Raw genomic sequence first — 17,751 nt, forward strand, 5'->3', positions numbered from 1 at the left:
CCTCGTCCCCCTCCGACGGCAACTCCCTTTTCTATGAGTGTCCTTCGGGACGCGCTCCGAAGCGAGAGGGGTGACGTTCCGTCACCGCGAGGAGGGTGCAGGCGCAGGCGAGTCCCGCCTCGGCCACCGCGCAGGCCAGGGCCTGGGCGAGGGCGCTGCCGGGCTGTGCCGTCGTTATGTCGAACCAGGCGTCGAGCACGGCCACGGACGCGGTCGCCGAGGCGGTCAGCCGCATCCGCGCGTCGCCGCGCAGGCCGAGCAGCGCGGTGGCGGCGCAGCCGGCCGCCATCAGCACGTCGAGGCCGATCCAGGCCAGCGACCAGTTCCGGACCTCGGCGCGGGCGGGCAGGGTCAGGGCGAGCACCGCCATCCACGGCACGAGCATCACCGCGGCCGTGCCGAGCACGATCAGCGTCCACTTCTTCCGCACGTCTGCCACCCCTTTGTTCCCCTGCGCCCCCGGTGACATGCACCGGCCCCGCATCCCCCTCGGATGCCACACCGAGCGCCACCGCATGCCTCCACAGTAGATCGCAGAGAAAATTCTGCAAAGGAAATTCGGCAGAGATCAGGGATGTATCAGGGTGGCTCAGGGTCGGTCAGGGTTACCGTGACGGCATGACCGACGGCACGCCCGAGCTGACCAGCGTCGAACGCACCGCCCTGTACAAGTCCCTCGGCAACCCGCTGCGCCGCCGGATCCTCGACTACCTCGGCCGGCACGGCGAGGCCAACTCCACCGTGCTGGCCAGGGAACTGGGCGAGTCCTCCGGCACCACCAGCTACCACCTGCGCAAACTCGCCGAGCAGCGGCTCATCGAGGAGATCCCCGAGAAGTCCGGCGGCCGGGAACGCTGGTGGCGCGCCCTGCCCTTCAGCCACACCACCCCCGACCCGGCGGCCATGCCCCCCGAGGAGTACGCGGCCGCCGTGCACCTCGCCGAGCTCAAGATCGACGTGGACACCCGGCTGTACCGCCGGGCCCACCAGGAGTACCGGGGCCCCGAGGGCTGGGCCCAGGTGCAGCGCCACGGCACCTGGATGACCAGGGACGAACTGCTCGCCTTCCTGGGCGAGTACCACGCGCTCCTCGAGCGGTACGGCCATGAGCGCGACGAGGCGCCGGACGGGGCCCGCCCGGTGGCCCTGCGTTTCTACGCCGTGGCGGACCCCGTGGGAGAGTGGAAGGGTGAACCGACTGGCGCATGAGACGTCCCCGTATCTCCTCCAGCACGCCGACAATCCGGTCGACTGGTGGCCCTGGTCCGCCGAGGCCTTCGAGGAGGCGCGCAAACGGGGCGTCCCCGTGCTGCTGAGCGTCGGGTACAGCAGCTGCCACTGGTGTCACGTCATGGCGCACGAGTCGTTCGCGGACCAGGCCACCGCCGACTACCTCAACGCCCACTTCGTCAGCGTCAAGGTCGACCGCGAGGAACGCCCCGACGTGGACGCCGTCTACATGGAGGCGGTGCAGGCGGCCACCGGGCAGGGCGGCTGGCCGATGACCGTGTTCCTCACCCCCGACGCCGAACCGTTCTACTTCGGCACCTACTTCCCGCCCGCCCCCCGGCACGGCATGCCCTCCTTCCTGCAGGTGCTCGAGGGCGTGCACCAGGCGTGGACCGACCGGCACGACGAGGTCGCCGAGGTCGCCGGGAAGATCGTGCGGGACCTGTCCGCGCGGGAGATCGCCTACGACGCCGTCGCCGCGCCCGGCGAGCAGGAACTGGGGCAGGCGCTGCTCGGGCTCACCCGGGAGTACGACCCGCAGCGCGGCGGGTTCGGCGGCGCGCCGAAGTTCCCGCCGTCCATGGTGATCGAGTTCCTGCTGCGCCACCACGCGCGTACCGGCTCCGAGGGCGCCCTGCAGATGGCGCAGGACACCTGTGAGCGGATGGGGCGCGGGGGGATCTACGACCAGCTCGGCGGCGGCTTCGCGCGCTACTCCGTGGACCGCGACTGGGCGGTGCCCCACTTCGAGAAGATGCTGTACGACAACGCCCTGCTGTGCCGGGTGTACGCGCATCTGTGGCGCGCCACGGGGTCCGAACTCGCCCGCCGGGTCGCCCTGGAGACCGCCGACTTCATGGTCCGCGAACTGCGCACCGCCGAGGGCGGGTTCGCCTCCGCGCTCGACGCCGACAGCGACGACGGAACCGGCAGGCACATCGAGGGCGCGTACTACGTGTGGACGCCGCAGCAGCTTCGCGAGGTGCTCGGCGAGGACGACGCCGAACTCGCCGCCCAGTACTTCGGCGTCACCGAGGAAGGCACCTTCGAGGAGGGCTCCTCCGTCCTGCAACTCCCGCAGACGGAAGGCGTGTTCGACGCCGACCGGATCGACGGCGTCAAGCGGCGGCTGTTCGACGCGCGCGCCCGGCGCCCCGCCCCCGGCCGGGACGACAAGGTCGTCGCCGCCTGGAACGGCCTCGCGATCGCCGCGCTCGCCGAGACCGGCGCCTACTTCGACCGCCCCGACCTCGTCGACGCCGCGCTCGGCGCCGCCGACCTGCTGGTCCGGCTGCACCTGGACGACCACGCCCGGCTCGCCCGCACCAGCAAGGACGGACGCGCCGGCGCCCACACCGGCGTACTGGAGGACTACGCCGACGTCGCCGAGGGCTTCCTCGCGCTCGCGTCCGTCACCGGCGAAGGCGTGTGGCTCGACTTCGCCGGCATCCTCCTCGACCACGTGCTGGCCCGCTTCGTCGACCCGCAGACCGGTTCCCTGTACGACACCGCGGCCGACGCCGAGCAGCTGATCCGCCGGCCGCAGGACCCGACGGACAACGCGACGCCCTCCGGCTGGACCGCCGCCACCGGCGCGCTGCTGAGCTACGCCGCCCACACCGGCTCCGAGCCGCACCGCACCGCCGCCGAGAAGGCCCTCGGCGTGGTGAAGGCGCTCGGCCCGCGCGTGCCCCGCTTCATCGGCTGGGGCCTCGCCGTCGCCGAGGCCCGCCTCGACGGCCCGCGCGAGGTGGCGGTCGTCGGCGCCTCGACCGACGACGCGGCCGCCCGCACCCTGCACCGCACGGCCCTGCTTGGCACGGCCCCCGGCGCCGTCGTCGCCTACGGCACCCCCGGCAGCGACGAGTTCCCCCTCCTGGCCGACCGCCCCCTCAGGGACGGCACCCCCACGGCCTACATCTGCCGCAACTTCACCTGCGACGCCCCGACAACCGACCCGGCCCACCTCAGGACGGCATTGCGCGGCTGAACGAAACGGCTCCGGCGACCGCCCCGGACTGGTGGGGGCCGGCACCGCGCGGCCGAACCGGGACGCCCACGCGTGCCGACGGCACCGAGCGGGGACGGCCGGGCGCGCCCCCTCGGCGCACTGGGCGGGACAACCGCCCCCGTTCGGGCGCCGGTTCGTGACGACCGGTCCCGTTCGGTCGCGGGGGCGGGATAACCGGTCCCGTTCGGTCGCGGGGGCGGGATGACCGGACCGCTGATGGCGCCGGGCCCGCTCGGAGCGCGGCGTCGGGAATGGCGCGCCCGCATGCGGCGAGTCGGGACGACCGGACCGATCACGGCGCCGCGACCGTGGTGGCCGCACCCGCGTCCGGCGCCGGGCCCGCTCGCCGCTCGTTCGCGGCGTCGGGACGTTGTGCCTACGGCGGCAAGCGGCGGTGGCCGCACCCGGTCACGAGTCGGGCCGGCGCGGCCGGAACCGCTCTGACGCCCGCACGTGCGCGGGGCCGGGATGATGTCCAGTCCGGTCATGGCGCTGCGGCCGGGCCGTCCCAGGTCCGGCGCCGGACCCGCTGGCCGCTCGGCACGCGGCGCTGGGACGGCCGGGCCCACATACGGCGGTGAGCGGTGACGGCCGCACCCGCTCGCGGCGTCGCGCCGACGGGGCTGTCTACGGCGGCGAGGAGCGGTGGCCGCACCGGCTCGCCGCGCCGGACCGGGCCGACCTCCCCGGTTCGCTGTGCCGGATTGGGCTGGCCTCCCCGGTTCGCTGTGCCGGATTGGGCTGGCCTCCCCGGTTCGCTGTGCCGGATTGGGCTGGCCTCCCCGGTTCGCTGTGCTGGACCGGGCTGGCCTCCCCGGTTCGCCGCGCCGGACCGGGCTGGCCTCACCGGCTCTCCGTGCTGGACCGCGCCAACCTCACCCGCTCCGCGTGCTGGGTCGGGACAACCGCACCCCTTCGCAGCGCTGGCCCATGCCAACCGCACCCCTTCGCGGCGTCGGGCCGGGTGACCGAGACCGCTCACGCGCTGGGGCCAAACGACCGCCCCTGCGCGGCACCGGTCCCGAGCCGACCCCCTCCCTGCGCGGCGCTGGCGGCGAGCCGACCCTGTCCCTGCGCGGCGCTGGCCCCGAGCCGACCCTGTCCCTGCGCGGCACCGGCCCCGAGCCGACCCTGTCCCTGCGCGGCGCTGGCGGCGAGCCGACCCTGTCCCTGCGCGGTGCTGGTCCCGAGCCGACTCCGTCCCTGCGCGGCGCTGGCTCGGGCCTCGCACCCCTTCGCGGGGCTGTGCCGGGCCACGGCACAGCCCCGCCGCAGCCAGGCCGTACCCACCACACCCCTTCGCGGCGTCGGGCCGCAGTCGCGGTGCCTGCGCGGCGGCCGGTGTCGCTCCGTCGTCGGGGGGTGTTCATCTGGGGCCCATCGGGAGGGCGCTCGGGCGTCAGGGGGCGTCGTTAGCTTCGGCGGCTGGGCGGGGCGGGAGTGACCACCGTCGCGTTCCGGGGGTTCGGGGATTCGGGAGATCGCCCTGCCCAAGGGCGAGTTGCCGTTCGCGCGGCCACGGCTCGCTCCTCCTCACGACGACCGGGAGGCGTCCGATGACCCACGAGTACACCGCTCCGGCCCTGGATCCCGGCACGGCCGAGCTGTCCGAGCCCGGCGCCGTCACCATCGTCGTACCGACCTTCAACGAGTCGGCGAACATCCGGCAGCTGCTGCACCGCGTCACCGAGTCCGTGCCCGCGCGGCTGCCCTGCGAGGTCGTCTTCGTGGACGACTCCACCGACGACACCCCGCAGGTGATCGCCGACGCGGCCCGCGACTGCCCGTTCCCGGTGACCGTGCTGCACCGTGACGAACCGGCCGGCGGACTCGGCGGAGCGGTCGTGGAGGGGATCAAGGCGGCCGGCGCGGACTGGATCGTCGTCATGGACGGCGACTGCCAGCACCCGCCGCACCTGGTGCCCGAGCTGGTCGCCACCGGCGAGCGCACCGGCGCCGCCCTCGTCGTCGCCTCCCGCTACACCGCCGGGGGCAGCCGCGCCGGACTGGCCGGCGGCTACCGCGTGGCCGTCTCGCGCGGCGCGACCTGGCTCACCAAGGGTCTCTTCCCGCGCCGGCTGCGCGGCATCAGCGACCCCATGAGCGGCTTCTTCGCCATCCGCCGCAGCGCCGTCACCGCGGACGTCCTGAAGCCGCTCGGCTACAAGATCCTCCTCGAACTCGCCGTACGCAGCCGTCCCGCGCGGGTCGCCGAGGTGCCGTTCGTCTTCGAGGAGCGCTTCGCCGGGGAGTCCAAGTCGACCGCCCGCGAGGGCCTGCGCTTCCTGCGCCACCTCGCCGGGCTGCGCACCGACGCGCCGCTGGCCCGCATGATCGGCTTCGGGCTGATCGGGGCGAGCGGTTTCGTGCCCAACCTGGCCGGGCTGTGGGCGCTCACCGTGCTCGGCGTCCACTACGTCCCGGCGGAGATCGTCGCCAACCAGTTCGGCGTGGCCTGGAACTTCCTGCTCATCGAGCACCTGCTGTTCCGCGAGCGGCGCGCCCACCGCCGCTGGTGGGACCGGCTCGGCCGGTTCGCACTCCTCGCCAACGCCGACCTGGTGCTGCGCATCCCGCTCATCGCGCTGTTCGTGCGGCACCTCGGCATGGGCCCGCTGACCGCGACCGCGCTGGCGCTGGTCACGACGTTCGTCCTGCGGTTCGCCGGCACCGAGGCCCTGGTGTACCTGCCCCGCCGCCGTGCCGGGGGACGGGGCGTCAGCCGCGGCTGAACTCCGCCAGGGCGCGCTCCACGATGGCCTCCAGCTGCTCGTGGTGCGCGCCCTTCCAGTAGGCGCGCCCGCACTGACGGCACTGCGCGAACACGTCGTACGTCCGATGGGTGCCCTGTTCCAGCTGGTCGGCGACCTCCTCCTTGGTCGCCCGGCGCAGCAGGCCGTTGCAGGCGGTGCACCGGGTCCAGGGCGTGAGCTCGGGGCGGAAGCGGTCGAGTACGTCGCGGAGCTGGTCGTCGGGGCGCGTGCTGTAGACGAACGCGCCCGCCCACAGCTCGCGGCGGCGCAGCAGCCCCCGGTCGCGGCTGAGCATCACCCGCTGCTCGGCGGCGGAGCGGGCGGAGAGCGCCGGGTCGCCGATGTCGGTGGACTCGTACGCCGTGTCCACGCCGAGCAGCCGCAGCCGGCGGGCGAGGGTGCCGAGGTGCACGTCGAGCAGGAAACGCAGCGGGGCGCCGGGGACCCGCTGGGGGCGTTCGACGGCGCCTACCGTGACCCGGTCGCCCGGCGCGGGGACGTACGACACGGGCACCTCGCGGCCGTTCACGACCAGCGCGCCTACCTCGGTGAGCGGCACGCCGAGGGACTCCACGACATGGCCGAGCGACGAGACGCCGTCGACGGCGGCCGCGGCGGCTCCCCGGCGTCGTGCCTGCGGGACGAACAGATGCAGCTCGGGGGCGAACTCGACGTGGATCTCCGCTGTGTTCACCTGGTCAGGATGGCACGGCGGGGGCGGGCGGCTCCCGCGGATTTCCGCGGCCGGCGCGCAGGTCAGGCGGTACGGGCCGGCAGCCCGTGTTCCAGGACGTCCAGCGCGCGGTCGACGAGGTCGGTGAGGTCGGCCCGGAAGCCGTTCTCGGCCCAGTACAGGGACGCCTCCATCAGGCCGCCCATCAGGGACCTCGCGAAGACCCGCACCTCCAGCGCGTCCGGCGCGAGCCCGGTGCGCTCGGCGAGGGCCCGGCACAGCAGCCGGCCGGTGGCGGAGGCGTTCTCCATCATCCGCGCGCGTACCGCCGGCACCTCCGCCATCAGTGCCGTCCGCAACCGGGTGACCTCGGGTTCCTCACCCGTCCCCACGCGGACGGCCGTGTGGATCACGGACCGCAGGGACTCCATCGGCGGCTCGTCGGCGGGCCGGGCCCGCAGCTCCTCGAGCAGGATCGCGTCGTACTCGTCGGTGAGGACGATGTCCTCCTTCGCCGGGAAGTAGCGGAAGACGGTCGACGGGGAGACCTCGGCGCGCGAGGCGATCTGCTCGACCGTCGTGGCCTCGTACCCCTGCTCGCGGATCAGTGTGTAGGCGGCGGTGCGGATCGCCCGGCGGGTCTTGGTCTTCTTGCGCTCGCGCAGGCCCGGTCGCGGGCGGTCGGCAGGGGTGGGGATGCGTGCGGCCGTCATGGTCGCCATTGTCGGACACGGCCCGCGGGCGGGAGCAGTCCCCGCACCCGCGGACCGGCGTCGGGGCCCGCCGTCCGGGCGTCACGCGTGCTGGTACGCCACCAGCGAGATCCCCACGTAGTGGGTGATGAACGCGGCCAGGGTGAAGGAGTGGAACACCTCGTGGAAGCCGAACCAGCGCGGTGACGGGTTGGGCCGCTTGATGCCGTAGATGATGCCGCCGGCGCTGTAGAGCAGACCGCCGACGACGACCAGGACGAGTACCGCGACGCCGCCCGCGCGCATGAAGTCCGGCAGGAAGAAGACGGCGGCCCAGCCCATCGCGATGTAGCAGGGGGTGTAGAGCCAGCGCGGCGCGCCGACCCAGAAGACCCGGAAGACGATGCCGGCGGCGGCCGCGGCCCAGATGCCCCACAGCAGCCACTGACCCTTGGAACCGGGCAGCAGAAGGATGGTGAGCGGGGTGTAGGTGCCCGCGATGATCAGGAAGATGTTGGCGTGGTCGAGGCGGCGCAGGATGCCGTCCATCCGCGGGCTCCAGTTGCCCCGGTGGTACAGCGCGCTCACGCCGAACAGCAGGCAGGCGGTGAGGGCGTAGATCCCGCAGGCGATGCGGCCGCGCGTGGAGTGGGCCAGGGCGGTCAGGACCAGGCCGGAGATCAGGGCGGCCGGGAACATGCCGAGGTGCAGCCAGCCGCGCAGCTTGGGTTTGAGCGGCTGGGCGAGCGAGTGCGCGAGCTGGTGGGCCATCGAGGGCACAGAGGAGTGCTCGGCGGGACCGCGGCCGGCGGCCTGCGCGTCCGTGGGCGCGTCGGAGGCGGACGGAGTCATGGGCCGCATGGTACCCACGCGGCCGTAAGTCAGGCGTCAGCGCGGCCCTGGCTTGCGGCGCGTAAAAAGACCTTCAGGTTAAGTCAAGACGCACACAAAGGGAACGTAAACCCGCCGGATAACCGTGGCATTCCTCACGTCGCTCACCTGTGAGGCCCCCTGGACATATGGGCACTCGCGTCGGATACGATCAAATGAGTGCGGTCGGCACCGGATGAGCATCACACAAGCGTCCGGGTCGCAGCCCCCACGGGGCCACAAGGACGAAATCCCTCACTTAGGAGCAACCGTGGCGCGCGACAACTCGGCTTCCAGCGTTCCCACCAACCATCAGGAACTGATCTCGTGGGTCAACGAGATCGCCGAACTGACGCAGCCGGACGACGTGGTCTGGTGTGACGGGTCCGAGGCCGAGTACGAGCGCCTGTGCGAGGAGCTCGTCGCCAAGGGCACGTTCAGGAAACTCGACCCGATCAAGCGCCCCAACTCCTACTACGCGGCCTCCGACCCGACCGACGTCGCGCGCGTCGAGGACCGCACCTTCATCTGCTCCGAGAAGGAGGAGGACGCCGGCCCCACCAACCACTGGAAGGCCCCCGCCGAGATGCGGGAGATCTTCAGCGGCGAGAAGGGCCTGTTCCGCGGCTCCATGCGCGGCCGCACCATGTACGTCGTGCCCTTCTGCATGGGCCCGCTCGGCTCCCCGCTGTCCGCGATCGGCGTCGAGATCACCGACTCCGCCTACGTCGCCGTGTCCATGCGCACGATGACGCGCATGGGCCGTCCGGTCCTGGAGGAGCTGGGCTCCGAGGGCTTCTTCGTCAAGGCCGTCCACACGCTCGGCGCGCCGCTGGAGGAGGGCCAGGAGGACGTTCCGTGGCCCTGCAACTCCACCAAGTACATCTCCCACTTCCCCGAGTCCCGCGAGATCTGGTCCTACGGCTCCGGCTACGGCGGCAACGCCCTGCTCGGCAAGAAGTGCTACGCGCTGCGCATCGCCTCCGTCATGGCCCGCGACGAGGGCTGGCTCGCCGAGCACATGCTGATCCTCAAGCTCACCCCGCCGCAGGGCGAGCCGAAGTACGTCGCCGCCGCCTTCCCGAGCGCCTGCGGCAAGACCAACCTCGCCATGCTGGAGCCCACGATCTCCGGCTGGACCGTGGAGACCATCGGCGACGACATCGCCTGGATGCGCTTCGGCGAGGACGGCCGCCTGTACGCGATCAACCCCGAGGCCGGCTTCTTCGGCGTCGCGCCCGGCACCGGTGAGCACACCAACGCCAACGCGATGAAGACCCTCTGGGGCAACTCGGTCTTCACCAACGTCGCCCTCACCGACGACGGCGACGTGTGGTGGGAGGGCATGACGGAGGAGACCCCGGCCCATCTGACGGACTGGAAGGGCCGCGACTGGACCCCGGACTCCGCCGAGCCCGCCGCGCACCCCAACGCCCGCTTCACCACCCCGGCCTCGCAGTGCCCGATCATCGCGCCGGAGTGGGAGGACCCCAAGGGTGTGCCGATCTCCGCGATCCTCTTCGGCGGCCGCCGCGCCTCCGCCGTACCGCTGGTGACGGAGTCCTTCGACTGGAACCACGGCGTCTTCCTCGGCGCCAACGTGGCCTCCGAGAAGACCGCCGCCGCCGAGGGCAAGGTCGGCGAGCTGCGCCGCGACCCGTTCGCGATGCTGCCGTTCTGCGGCTACAACATGGGCGACTACATGGCCCACTGGATCGACGTGGCCAAGGACAAGGACCAGTCCAAGCTGCCGAAGATCTACTACGTCAACTGGTTCCGCAAGAACGACGAGGGCAAGTTCGTCTGGCCCGGCTTCGGTGAGAACTCCCGCGTCCTGAAGTGGATCGTGGAGCGCCTGGAGGGCAAGGCCGAGGGCGTCGAGACGCCGATCGGCATCCTGCCGACGAAGGACGCCCTGGACACGAACGGCCTGGACCTGGCCGACAAGGACCTGGAGTTCCTGCTCACCGTCGACAAGGAGGTCTGGCGCGAGGAGGCCGCCCTGGTCCCCGAGCACCTGAACACCTTCGGCGACCACACCCCGAAGGAGCTGTGGGACCAGCACCGCGCTCTGGTCGAGCGCCTGGGCTGAAGCCCTGCGAAGACCCCGCGGTCGGTTGAACCGACAGTGCCCTGACCAGCTGCATCGTCACGGCCGGCCGCGGAGCAGACCGGCGAGGCAGCGCACAACGGCGTGCGAGGCCCCGGGCCTGCCGTCACCGCCCCGTCCGCCCCGACGACGGCGACGACGGCAGGCCCTCGCTGTATCAGTGACAGACCGACGAGACCGACGCCGGTCGGGCAAACACCGCCAAGAGGCACGGGGAACGGCGCGACCGGCCGCGACGGACCCGCAGCCGCGAGACGACACGGGCGCGTACGGCAAGGTGCCGGACCTGAACTCCGGGCGCCCGGCCCACGCCGTCGGCAGCAGTGCCGGTTGAGGGGCGCGGGGAACGGCGCGACCGGCCACGACGGACCCGCAGCCGCGAGACGACACGGGCGCGTACGGCGAGGTGCGGGCCTGGATTTCCGGCGCCTGGCCGACGCCGTCGGCAGCAGTGCCGGGTGAGGGGCGCGGGGAACTGCGCGACCGGCCACGACGGACCCGCACACGCCAGACGGCACAGGCGCCGGCGGCGATCAGGCGAATCGGCGAAAGCGAACGCAGTGCCGTGGCTCCCGGTCCGCGCGTCGCTGCGGGTGCACGCGGACCGGGGCCGTTCGGAGGGAGGCCCCGGAGGGCCTCAGTGGGACGCCAGCTCCCGCGGCTCCAGCGCAGCGGCGTGGAGGTCCATCTGCTGGGCGGCCAGGATCGCCGCGGCCGTGTCGGCCCGCGACGCGGCGACGACCAGCGCGCGTCCGGCGAGGGTGTGCGCCCGCTCGTGCAGGGCCCGCGCGTCAGCGGCGCCCGCGCCCTGGGGTACGGCGCGCACCGGAGAACCGCTTCCGCGCAGCCGGGACACCTGTTCGGCGAGCCGCTCACCGGCGGCGTCCAGATCGGTCGACGGCGTCAGCGCCCGCAGCTCGTCCGTGACGGCGAGCAGCGCGGCGAGATGGCCCGCGAGCTGGAACTCCAGCTCCTCCTCGCGGGAGCGGTGCGGGAAGTCCGAGGGCGTGCCGGCCATCGAGCTGTGGACCGACTTGGTGCGGATCGGTTCGTACATGGATGGCCTCCCGTGTGCTTCGGGAAACCATCCTAGCTTAGATTCTGTCTAAAGTTGAGTCGCTCACAAAAGCGGACGCCATGCACACCGAGGGTGAGCGTCAGTGCTGGCCGTACCCGTCCAGGAAGCGCCCGATACGGCCCACCGCGTCCCGCAGGTCGGTCGCCGACGGCAGGGTCACCACGCGGAAGTGGTCGGGCTCGGGCCAGTTGAACCCGGTACCCTGCACCACCATGATCTTCTCGCTGCGCAGCAGGTCGAGGACCATCCGCCGGTCGTCCTTGATCTTGAAGACCTTGGGGTCCAGCCGCGGGAAGAGATACAGCGCGCCCTTCGGCCGTACGCATGTCACGCCCGGGATCTGCGTCAGCAGCTCGTAGGCGGTGTCGACCTGCTCCTTCAGCCGCCCGCCCGGCAGGACCAGGTCGTTGATCGTCTGCCGCCCGCTGAGGGCCGCGACCACGCCGTGCTGGCCCGGCATGTTGGCGCACAGCCGCATGTTCGCCAGGATCGTCAGGCCCTCGATGTAGGAGTCGGCGTGGGCGCGCGGCCCGGAGATCGACATCCAGCCGACCCGGTAGCCGGCCACCCGGTACGCCTTCGACATGCCGTTGAAGGTGAGGGTGAGCAGGTCGGGCGCGACGGCGGCGGTCGGGGTGTGCGTGGCGCCGTCGTAGAGGATCTTGTCGTAGATCTCGTCGGAGCAGACCAGCAGGTTGTGCCGGCGGGCGATGTCGGTGAGCCCCTTGAGCACGGACTCGTCGTAGACGGCGCCCGTGGGGTTGTTGGGGTTGATGATGACGATCGCCTTGGTGCGGTCGGTGACCTTGCGCTCGACGTCGGCGAGATCGGGCATCCAGTCGGACTGCTCGTCGCAGCGGTAGTGGACGGCGGTGCCGCCGGACAGGGACACCGCGGCGGTCCACAACGGGTAGTCCGGCGCGGGGACGAGCACCTCGTCGCCGTCGTCGAGCAGCCCCTGCATCGCCATGACGATCAGCTCGGAGACGCCGTTGCCGATGAAGACGTGCTCGACGTCCGTCTCGATGCCGAGGGTCTGGTTGTGCATCACGACCGCGCGGCGGGCGGCGAGCAGGCCCTTGGCGTCGCCGTACCCGTGGGCGGTGGAGACGTTGCGGAGGATGTCCTCGAGGATCTCGGGCGGGCACTCGAAGCCGAACGCCGCCGGGTTGCCCGTGTTCAGCTTGAGAATGCGGTGTCCGGCCGCCTCGAGCCGCATCGCCTCCTCGAGTACCGGGCCCCGGATCTCGTAACAGACGTTGGCGAGCTTGGTCGACTGGATCACCTGCATGTCAAGGAGCTTACGGCCGCATAACGCGCCATGGGTGGTGTTTTCCGCCACGTGAGACGCGGCGATTTGACCGGATATCGCCGTCGACTGTCCCAGGAGCCACTTGCGTCCCTACAATTCGCGCCCATGTCCAGCCAGGGTCAGTACGGAAGCGGGGCGCACGACGCGCCGCAGGGGCCGCCGAACGTGTATCACCCGAACGCCGCACCCACCCCCGCCTACGACGCGTACGCGGACCCGGCCGCCGCCCACGGCTGGCAGACCGCCTACGACGAGACGGCACCACTGCCGCCGCTGCGGGAGGGCTCCGCCGGCGGGGGAGTGCCCGTCGCCCCCTACGGCGACGACGAGACCGGCCGACAGCAACCGACCGGCACCACGCCGCAGGCCGTCCGGCAGCACCGGGCCGGCACCACGCCGCAGGCCGTCCGGCAGCACCGGGCCGGCACCACGCCGCAGGCCGTCCGGCAGCACCGGGCCGGCACCACGCCGCAGGCCGGCCGGCAGCACACCACCGCCGCGACGCCGGGCGCCGGCTGGGAGGACGCCGACGCCACCGTCATGGCGCCGGGAGCCGGGTGGCAGCACGCCACCGTCACGGCGTCGGATTCGGGCTGGCAGGGCGCCGACGCCACCGCCGCGGTGCCGGGCGCCGGGTGGCAGCACGCCGCGGCCGCGGCGCCGGAGGCCGGGTGGGAGGATCCCGACGGCACCGTCATGGCGTCGGGTGCCGGGTGGCAGGACGCCACCGTCACGGCGTCGGATTCGGGCTGGCAGGGCGCCGACGCCACCGCCGCATTGCCGGGCGCCGGGTGGCAGCACGCCGCGGCCGCGGCGCCGGAGGCCGGGTGGGAGGATCCCGACGCCACCGTCATGGCGCCGGGTGCCGGCTGGCAGCACGCCACCGTTGTGGTGCCGGGGGTCGGCTGGCAGGACGCCACCGTCACGGCGTCGGATTCGGGCTGGCAGGGTGCCGAAACCTCCGTCGCGGTGCCAGGTGCCGGCTGGCAGGACGCCACCGTCGTGGCGCCTGAGGCCGGGTGGCAGGACGCCACCGTCGCGGTGCCGGGCGCATGGCCGGCGGGCCCCGGCTTCGAGGCGCGGGACGCGGGCTGGGCGGCTCCCGCCGATGACGGATCGGACGCTCACCCACACGTCGATGCCCACCCGCACACCGGACCCGACGCTCACCCGGGCGTGGATTCCCATCCCTGGGTGGATGTCCACCCGCACACCGGCCCGGCGTCCGCCCGTGAGGGCAGCCGTGCCGCCGCCCTGCGGGAGCAGCGCGGGCGGGGCGGGCGGCGCCGTATCGCGGTCGCCGCCGGCGCGGTCACCGCAGTGTGCGCCGCGGTGTTGCTCGCCGCGTTCTCCTTCTCGGGCTCGCCGTCCGACGGGACCGGGAGCCGCCAGGACCCCACCCCGACGACGGCGACCACCGACTCTCCGCACGACACGCAGGCCACGCACAGCACGGAGGACGCCGGAGGCGCGAGCGAGGTCGCACCGCCCGCGGCAGCCGAGGCGACGGATGCGGCTTCCCAGGCCCCGGCGCCCGCCACCACGAGCGCCCCGACGACCGCGTCGCCGACCTCGAAGACACCGGTGACCGCGCCGAGCAGGACCAACTCACCGCCCCCGGAGCCCACGAGCCCGACGCCCACCCTCACGACGACGTCCCCGACCCCCACCGTCTCGTCTTCCCCCACGCCCACCGCCAAGCCCAGCCACCGCCCAGGCGGCCCAAGGCACCCCAGATAGCCCAGCCCTCCCACCCCCGGCCACAACAACCCCGGCAAGGGGCGCGGGGAACTGCGCGCCCAGCCCCCCACAAACCCGCACCCGGCAGGCGGTCGAGGCGACCCCTTCCGTAGCCCCGCCGAGCCCCCACGCCGACGCCCACAACAACCCGGCAAGGGGCGCGGGGAACTGCGCGCCCAGCCACCCCCAGACCCGCACCCGGCACACAACCGAACGAGCCCCCTCCGTAGCCCCGCCGAGCCCCCACGCCGACGCCCACAGCAACTCCCCAAGGGGCGCGGGGAACTGCGCGCTCAGCCCCCGACCAACCCGCACCCGGCTCACAACCGAACCCACCCCCTTCCGTAGCCCCGCCGAGCCCCCACGCCGACGCCCATGCCGACGCCCAAGGCAACTCCCCAAGGGGCGCGGGGAACTGCGCGCTCAGCCACCGACCAACCCGCACCCGGCACACAACCGAACCCGCCCCCTTCCGTAGCCCGCCGCCGAGCCCCCACGCCGACGCCCCCGGCAACTCCCCAAGGGGGCGCGGGGAACTGCGCGCTCAGCCACCCCCAGACCCGCACCCGGCACCCAACCGAACGACCCCCCCCGCCAAAGCCCCGCAGGGCCACGCAGGGAAACCCCTATGGCTCAAACCCGCACCTTGTTCCCCCCGCACCCCGGCGATCACAATGCGCATGACAAGAGAGTGGGCGGCCGGAAACCCTCCGGTCGCCCCCGTCGCAAAGAGGGGACCCCCACATGAGAAAGCCTCTCGTCGCCGCGCTGTTCGCCCTGGCCGTCACCGCAGCCGGCGCGGCACCCGCGGTCGCCGCGCCCGAGCGGAGCGCACCCGCACCCGCGGCCGAGCGGAGCGCACCCGCACCGGAGCGGAGCGCACCCACACCCACACCGACGCTGAAGGCCGTCGACTTCGCCGGCACCGTCGCGCTCAGCAACTGCTCCGGCTCCGTCATCCGCTTCCCGGCCTCCCAGGACAACGACCCGGCGCTCGTGCTGAGCAACGGCCATTGCCTGGAGACCGGCTTCCCCGCGGCCGGCGAGGTCATCGTCGACCAGCCTTCCTCGCGCTCCTTCACCCTGCTGAACTCCTCGGGCCGGGGCGTCGGCACGCTGCGCGCGAGCAAGGTCGCCTACTCCACGATGACCGACACGGACGTGACGATCTATCAGCTGACCCGCACCTACGCACAGATCAAGAGCACGTACGGCATCAGCGCGCTCACCGTCCAGGACACCCACCCGGTCGCCGGCACCGCCATCAAGGTCGTCTCCGGCTACTGGAAGCGGACGTACTCCTGCAACATCGACGGGTTCGTGTACCGGCTGAAGGAGGGCGACTGGACCTGGAAGGACTCGGTCCGTTACACCTCCACCTGCAACACCATCGGCGGCACCTCCGGCTCGCCCGTGATCGACACCGCCACCGGCAAGGTCGTCGCCGTCAACAACACCGGCAACGAGGACGGCCAGCGCTGCACGGAGAACAACCCGTGCGAGGTCGACCAGAACGGCAACGTCACCGTCCGCCAGGGCATCAACTACGCCGAGGAGACCTACCAGATCCCCGCCTGCTTCGGCATCGGCAACAAGCTGGACCTCAGCCGCAGCGGCTGCGTCCTGCCCAAGCCGTAGAACGCATCCGCACGGGGCGGCCGGTGCGCGCTCAGGTCGCGGTCCTGCGCACCGCCCGCCCCGCCAGCACATCCGTGCGACTCCCGTCCTCGATCACGAACCGGCCGTCGACCAGCACGTACGGGATGCCCGTCGGCAGCCGGCGCGGCTCGTCGTACGTCGAACCCGCCGCCACCGTCGCCGGGTCGAAGAGGACGAGGTCGGCCCGGTGACCCTCGCGGACCAGGCCCCGGTCCGGCAGACGCAGCCGGGCCGCCGGCCGGCCGGTGAGGTGGGCGACGCATTCCTCCAGCGACAGAACGCCCAGCTCACGGACGTAGTGGCCGAGATAGTGCGGGAAGGTGCCGTAGGCCCGCGGATGCGGCTTGGTGCCCTGCAGGATGCCGTCCGAGCCGCCGGTGTGGACGCGGTGCCGCATGATGGCCCGCACGTTCTCCTCGTGGCCGACGTGCTGGAGGATCGTCGTACCGAGCCGGTCGGCCGTCAGCAGCCGGCGGGCCACCGTCCACGGCTCCTCGCCGCGCCGGGCGGCCGCGTCGCGGACCGTGCTGCCCACGTAGGCGGCCAGCGACGGATCGCCCACCCCGGAGATCTCGATCGTCTCCCACTCCACCGGCACCCGGTGGCAGCCGTCCGAGCCCTCCACCTCCAGGTGGCGGCGGATCCGCTCGGCCGTGTCGTCGTCCGCGAGCCGCTCCAGGACCGCCTCCGGGCCGCCCTCGCTCGCCCAGCCCGGCAGCAGCGCTGCGAGAGTGGTGCAGCCCGGGGTGTACGGGTAGGTGTCCAGCGTGATGTCCGCGCCCGCGGCCAGCGCGTCGTCCAGCAGCGCCAGCAGCTCGGGCGCGCGCCCCTCGTTCACGCCGAAGTTCATGGTGGCGTGCGCGAGGTGCAGCGCGCAGCCCGCCTCCCGGGTCAGCTCCACCATCTCCGCGTACGCCTCGAGCGCGCCCGCGCCGTAGGAGCGGTGGTGCGGGCAGTAGTAGCCGCCGTAACGGGCCACCACCCGGCACAGTTGGGTCAGTTCGGCGTCCTTCGCGTACATGCCCGGCGTGTACGTCAGCCCCGACGACATCCCGACCGCGCCCTGTTCCAGACCCTCGGCGACCAGCTGCCGCATCCGCTCCAGCTCCCGCGGCGTCGCCTCCCGGTCCTCCCAGCCGACCACCAGGGCCCGCACCGTCCCCTGCGGGATCAGATAGGCCGCGTTGACGGCGATCCCGCGGTCCAGCCGGTCCAGGTACTCGCCGACCGAGCGCCAGTCGAAGTCGATGTCGTCACCGGGGCCGTTCCAGCCGGCGACGGCGCGGCGGACCTCGCCCAGGGTGCGGTCGTCGACCGGCGCGTACGACAGGCCGTCCTGGCCCAGCACCTCCAGCGTCACGCCCTGCGCGGCCTTGGCGCTGTGGCCGGGGTCGCGCAGCAGCGCCAGGTCACTGTGGGCGTGCATGTCGATGAAGCCCGGGGACAGGACGAGTCCCTCGGCGTCCAGCTCACGCATGGCCCGCGGGCGCTGGCAGCCGGCGGCGGCCGCCTCCTTGACGATGGACACGATCCGGCCGCCGTCGATCACGACGTCGGCGCGGTAGGAGTCGGCGCCGGAGCCGTCGACGACGTCCGCGTCCCGGATGACGAGGTCTTCCACGC

The 17,751-nt window shown here is 72.9% G+C and carries 13 protein-coding genes; 6 read left to right on the top strand and 7 right to left on the bottom strand.

Going from position 1 to position 17,751, the window contains the following annotated elements; all coding sequences use genetic code 11:
* Window positions 1–31 precede the first annotated feature (31 nt).
* Complete coding sequence (locus AC0B9F_RS13980; RefSeq protein ID WP_472002216.1) at window positions 32–439, bottom strand: hypothetical protein; 408 nt, start codon at window positions 437–439, stop codon at window positions 32–34.
* A 179-nt stretch (window positions 440–618) separates the two neighbouring features.
* Between AC0B9F_RS13980 and AC0B9F_RS13985 the strand changes: the two genes are divergently transcribed.
* From AC0B9F_RS13985 to AC0B9F_RS13995, 3 genes are all read left to right on the top strand, one after another.
* Window positions 619–1,209, top strand: coding sequence for a helix-turn-helix domain-containing protein (locus AC0B9F_RS13985; protein ID WP_472002218.1), 591 nt, complete (start codon window positions 619–621; stop codon window positions 1,207–1,209).
* Complete coding sequence (locus AC0B9F_RS13990) at window positions 1,190–3,220, top strand: thioredoxin domain-containing protein (RefSeq protein ID WP_472002220.1); 2,031 nt, start codon at window positions 1,190–1,192, stop codon at window positions 3,218–3,220. Before AC0B9F_RS13985 ends, AC0B9F_RS13990 begins: the two co-directional genes overlap by 20 nt.
* Window positions 3,221–4,797: 1,577 nt before the next feature.
* Window positions 4,798–5,973, top strand: a complete 1,176-nt coding sequence (locus AC0B9F_RS13995) for a glycosyltransferase (protein WP_472002222.1) — start codon at window positions 4,798–4,800, stop codon at window positions 5,971–5,973.
* On the opposite strand, the gene AC0B9F_RS14000 is transcribed toward AC0B9F_RS13995, so the two are convergent.
* The 3 genes from AC0B9F_RS14000 to trhA form a co-directional block, all read right to left on the bottom strand.
* A complete protein-coding gene (locus AC0B9F_RS14000; protein ID WP_472002223.1) occupies window positions 5,960–6,688 on the bottom strand; it encodes a Mut7-C RNAse domain-containing protein in 729 nt (242 codons plus the stop codon). The genes AC0B9F_RS13995 and AC0B9F_RS14000 overlap by 14 nt on opposite strands.
* 62 nt (window positions 6,689–6,750) lie before the next feature.
* Complete coding sequence (locus tag AC0B9F_RS14005; protein WP_472002225.1) at window positions 6,751–7,380, bottom strand: TetR/AcrR family transcriptional regulator; 630 nt, start codon at window positions 7,378–7,380, stop codon at window positions 6,751–6,753.
* Between the two features lie 81 nt (window positions 7,381–7,461).
* Window positions 7,462–8,211, bottom strand: coding sequence for a PAQR family membrane homeostasis protein TrhA (trhA, locus tag AC0B9F_RS14010; RefSeq protein ID WP_472002227.1), 750 nt, complete (start codon window positions 8,209–8,211; stop codon window positions 7,462–7,464).
* A gap of 289 nt (window positions 8,212–8,500) precedes the next feature.
* On the opposite strand from trhA, the gene AC0B9F_RS14015 reads away from it, so the two are divergent.
* Window positions 8,501–10,321 (top strand): phosphoenolpyruvate carboxykinase (GTP), encoded by a 1,821-nt coding sequence (locus AC0B9F_RS14015; RefSeq protein WP_472002229.1) that lies wholly within the window; start codon window positions 8,501–8,503, stop codon window positions 10,319–10,321.
* 655 nt (window positions 10,322–10,976) lie between these two features.
* Here the strand turns inward: AC0B9F_RS14015 and AC0B9F_RS14020 are convergent.
* On the bottom strand, window positions 10,977–11,396 hold the full coding sequence (locus AC0B9F_RS14020; RefSeq protein ID WP_472002231.1) for an SCO4983 family protein: 420 nt from the start codon (window positions 11,394–11,396) through the stop codon (window positions 10,977–10,979).
* A gap of 100 nt (window positions 11,397–11,496) precedes the next feature.
* Window positions 11,497–12,708: a pyridoxal phosphate-dependent aminotransferase gene (locus tag AC0B9F_RS14025; RefSeq protein ID WP_472002233.1), complete on the bottom strand. Its 1,212-nt coding sequence runs from the start codon at window positions 12,706–12,708 to the stop codon at window positions 11,497–11,499.
* Between the two features lie 126 nt (window positions 12,709–12,834).
* On the opposite strand from AC0B9F_RS14025, the gene AC0B9F_RS14030 reads away from it, so the two are divergent.
* Together AC0B9F_RS14030 and AC0B9F_RS14035 are read left to right on the top strand one after the other, a co-directional pair.
* Entirely contained in the window at window positions 12,835–14,469 is a 1,635-nt protein-coding gene (locus tag AC0B9F_RS14030) for a DNA polymerase III subunit gamma/tau domain-containing protein (RefSeq protein ID WP_472002235.1), read from the top strand.
* 744 nt (window positions 14,470–15,213) lie between these two features.
* Window positions 15,214–16,107: a S1 family peptidase gene (locus tag AC0B9F_RS14035; RefSeq protein WP_472002237.1), complete on the top strand. Its 894-nt coding sequence runs from the start codon at window positions 15,214–15,216 to the stop codon at window positions 16,105–16,107.
* 31 nt (window positions 16,108–16,138) lie between these two features.
* Here the strand turns inward: AC0B9F_RS14035 and AC0B9F_RS14040 are convergent, their stop codons facing one another.
* Complete coding sequence (locus AC0B9F_RS14040; protein WP_472002239.1) at window positions 16,139–17,749, bottom strand: N-acyl-D-amino-acid deacylase family protein; 1,611 nt, start codon at window positions 17,747–17,749, stop codon at window positions 16,139–16,141.
* Window positions 17,750–17,751: the final 2 nt, after the last annotated feature.

It is taken from the genome of Streptomyces sp. NPDC097129, assembly GCF_055668065.1.

Bases quoted from the DNA above. Each gene is read 5' to 3' on its own strand.
- AC0B9F_RS13985 (WP_472002218.1), top strand. From the start codon at position 619: ATGACCGACGGCACGCCCGAGCTGACCAGCGTCGAACGCACCGCCCTG.
- AC0B9F_RS13995 (WP_472002222.1), top strand. From the start codon at position 4,798: ATGACCCACGAGTACACCGCTCCGGCCCTGGATCCCGGCACGGCCGAG.
- AC0B9F_RS14005 (WP_472002225.1), bottom strand. From the start codon at position 7,380: ATGACGGCCGCACGCATCCCCACCCCTGCCGACCGCCCGCGACCGGGC.
- trhA (WP_472002227.1), bottom strand. From the start codon at position 8,211: ATGACTCCGTCCGCCTCCGACGCGCCCACGGACGCGCAGGCCGCCGGC.
- AC0B9F_RS14020 (WP_472002231.1), bottom strand. From the start codon at position 11,396: ATGTACGAACCGATCCGCACCAAGTCGGTCCACAGCTCGATGGCCGGC.
- AC0B9F_RS14025 (WP_472002233.1), bottom strand. From the start codon at position 12,708: ATGCAGGTGATCCAGTCGACCAAGCTCGCCAACGTCTGTTACGAGATC.
- AC0B9F_RS14030 (WP_472002235.1), top strand. From the start codon at position 12,835: ATGTCCAGCCAGGGTCAGTACGGAAGCGGGGCGCACGACGCGCCGCAG.
- AC0B9F_RS14035 (WP_472002237.1), top strand. From the start codon at position 15,214: ATGAGAAAGCCTCTCGTCGCCGCGCTGTTCGCCCTGGCCGTCACCGCA.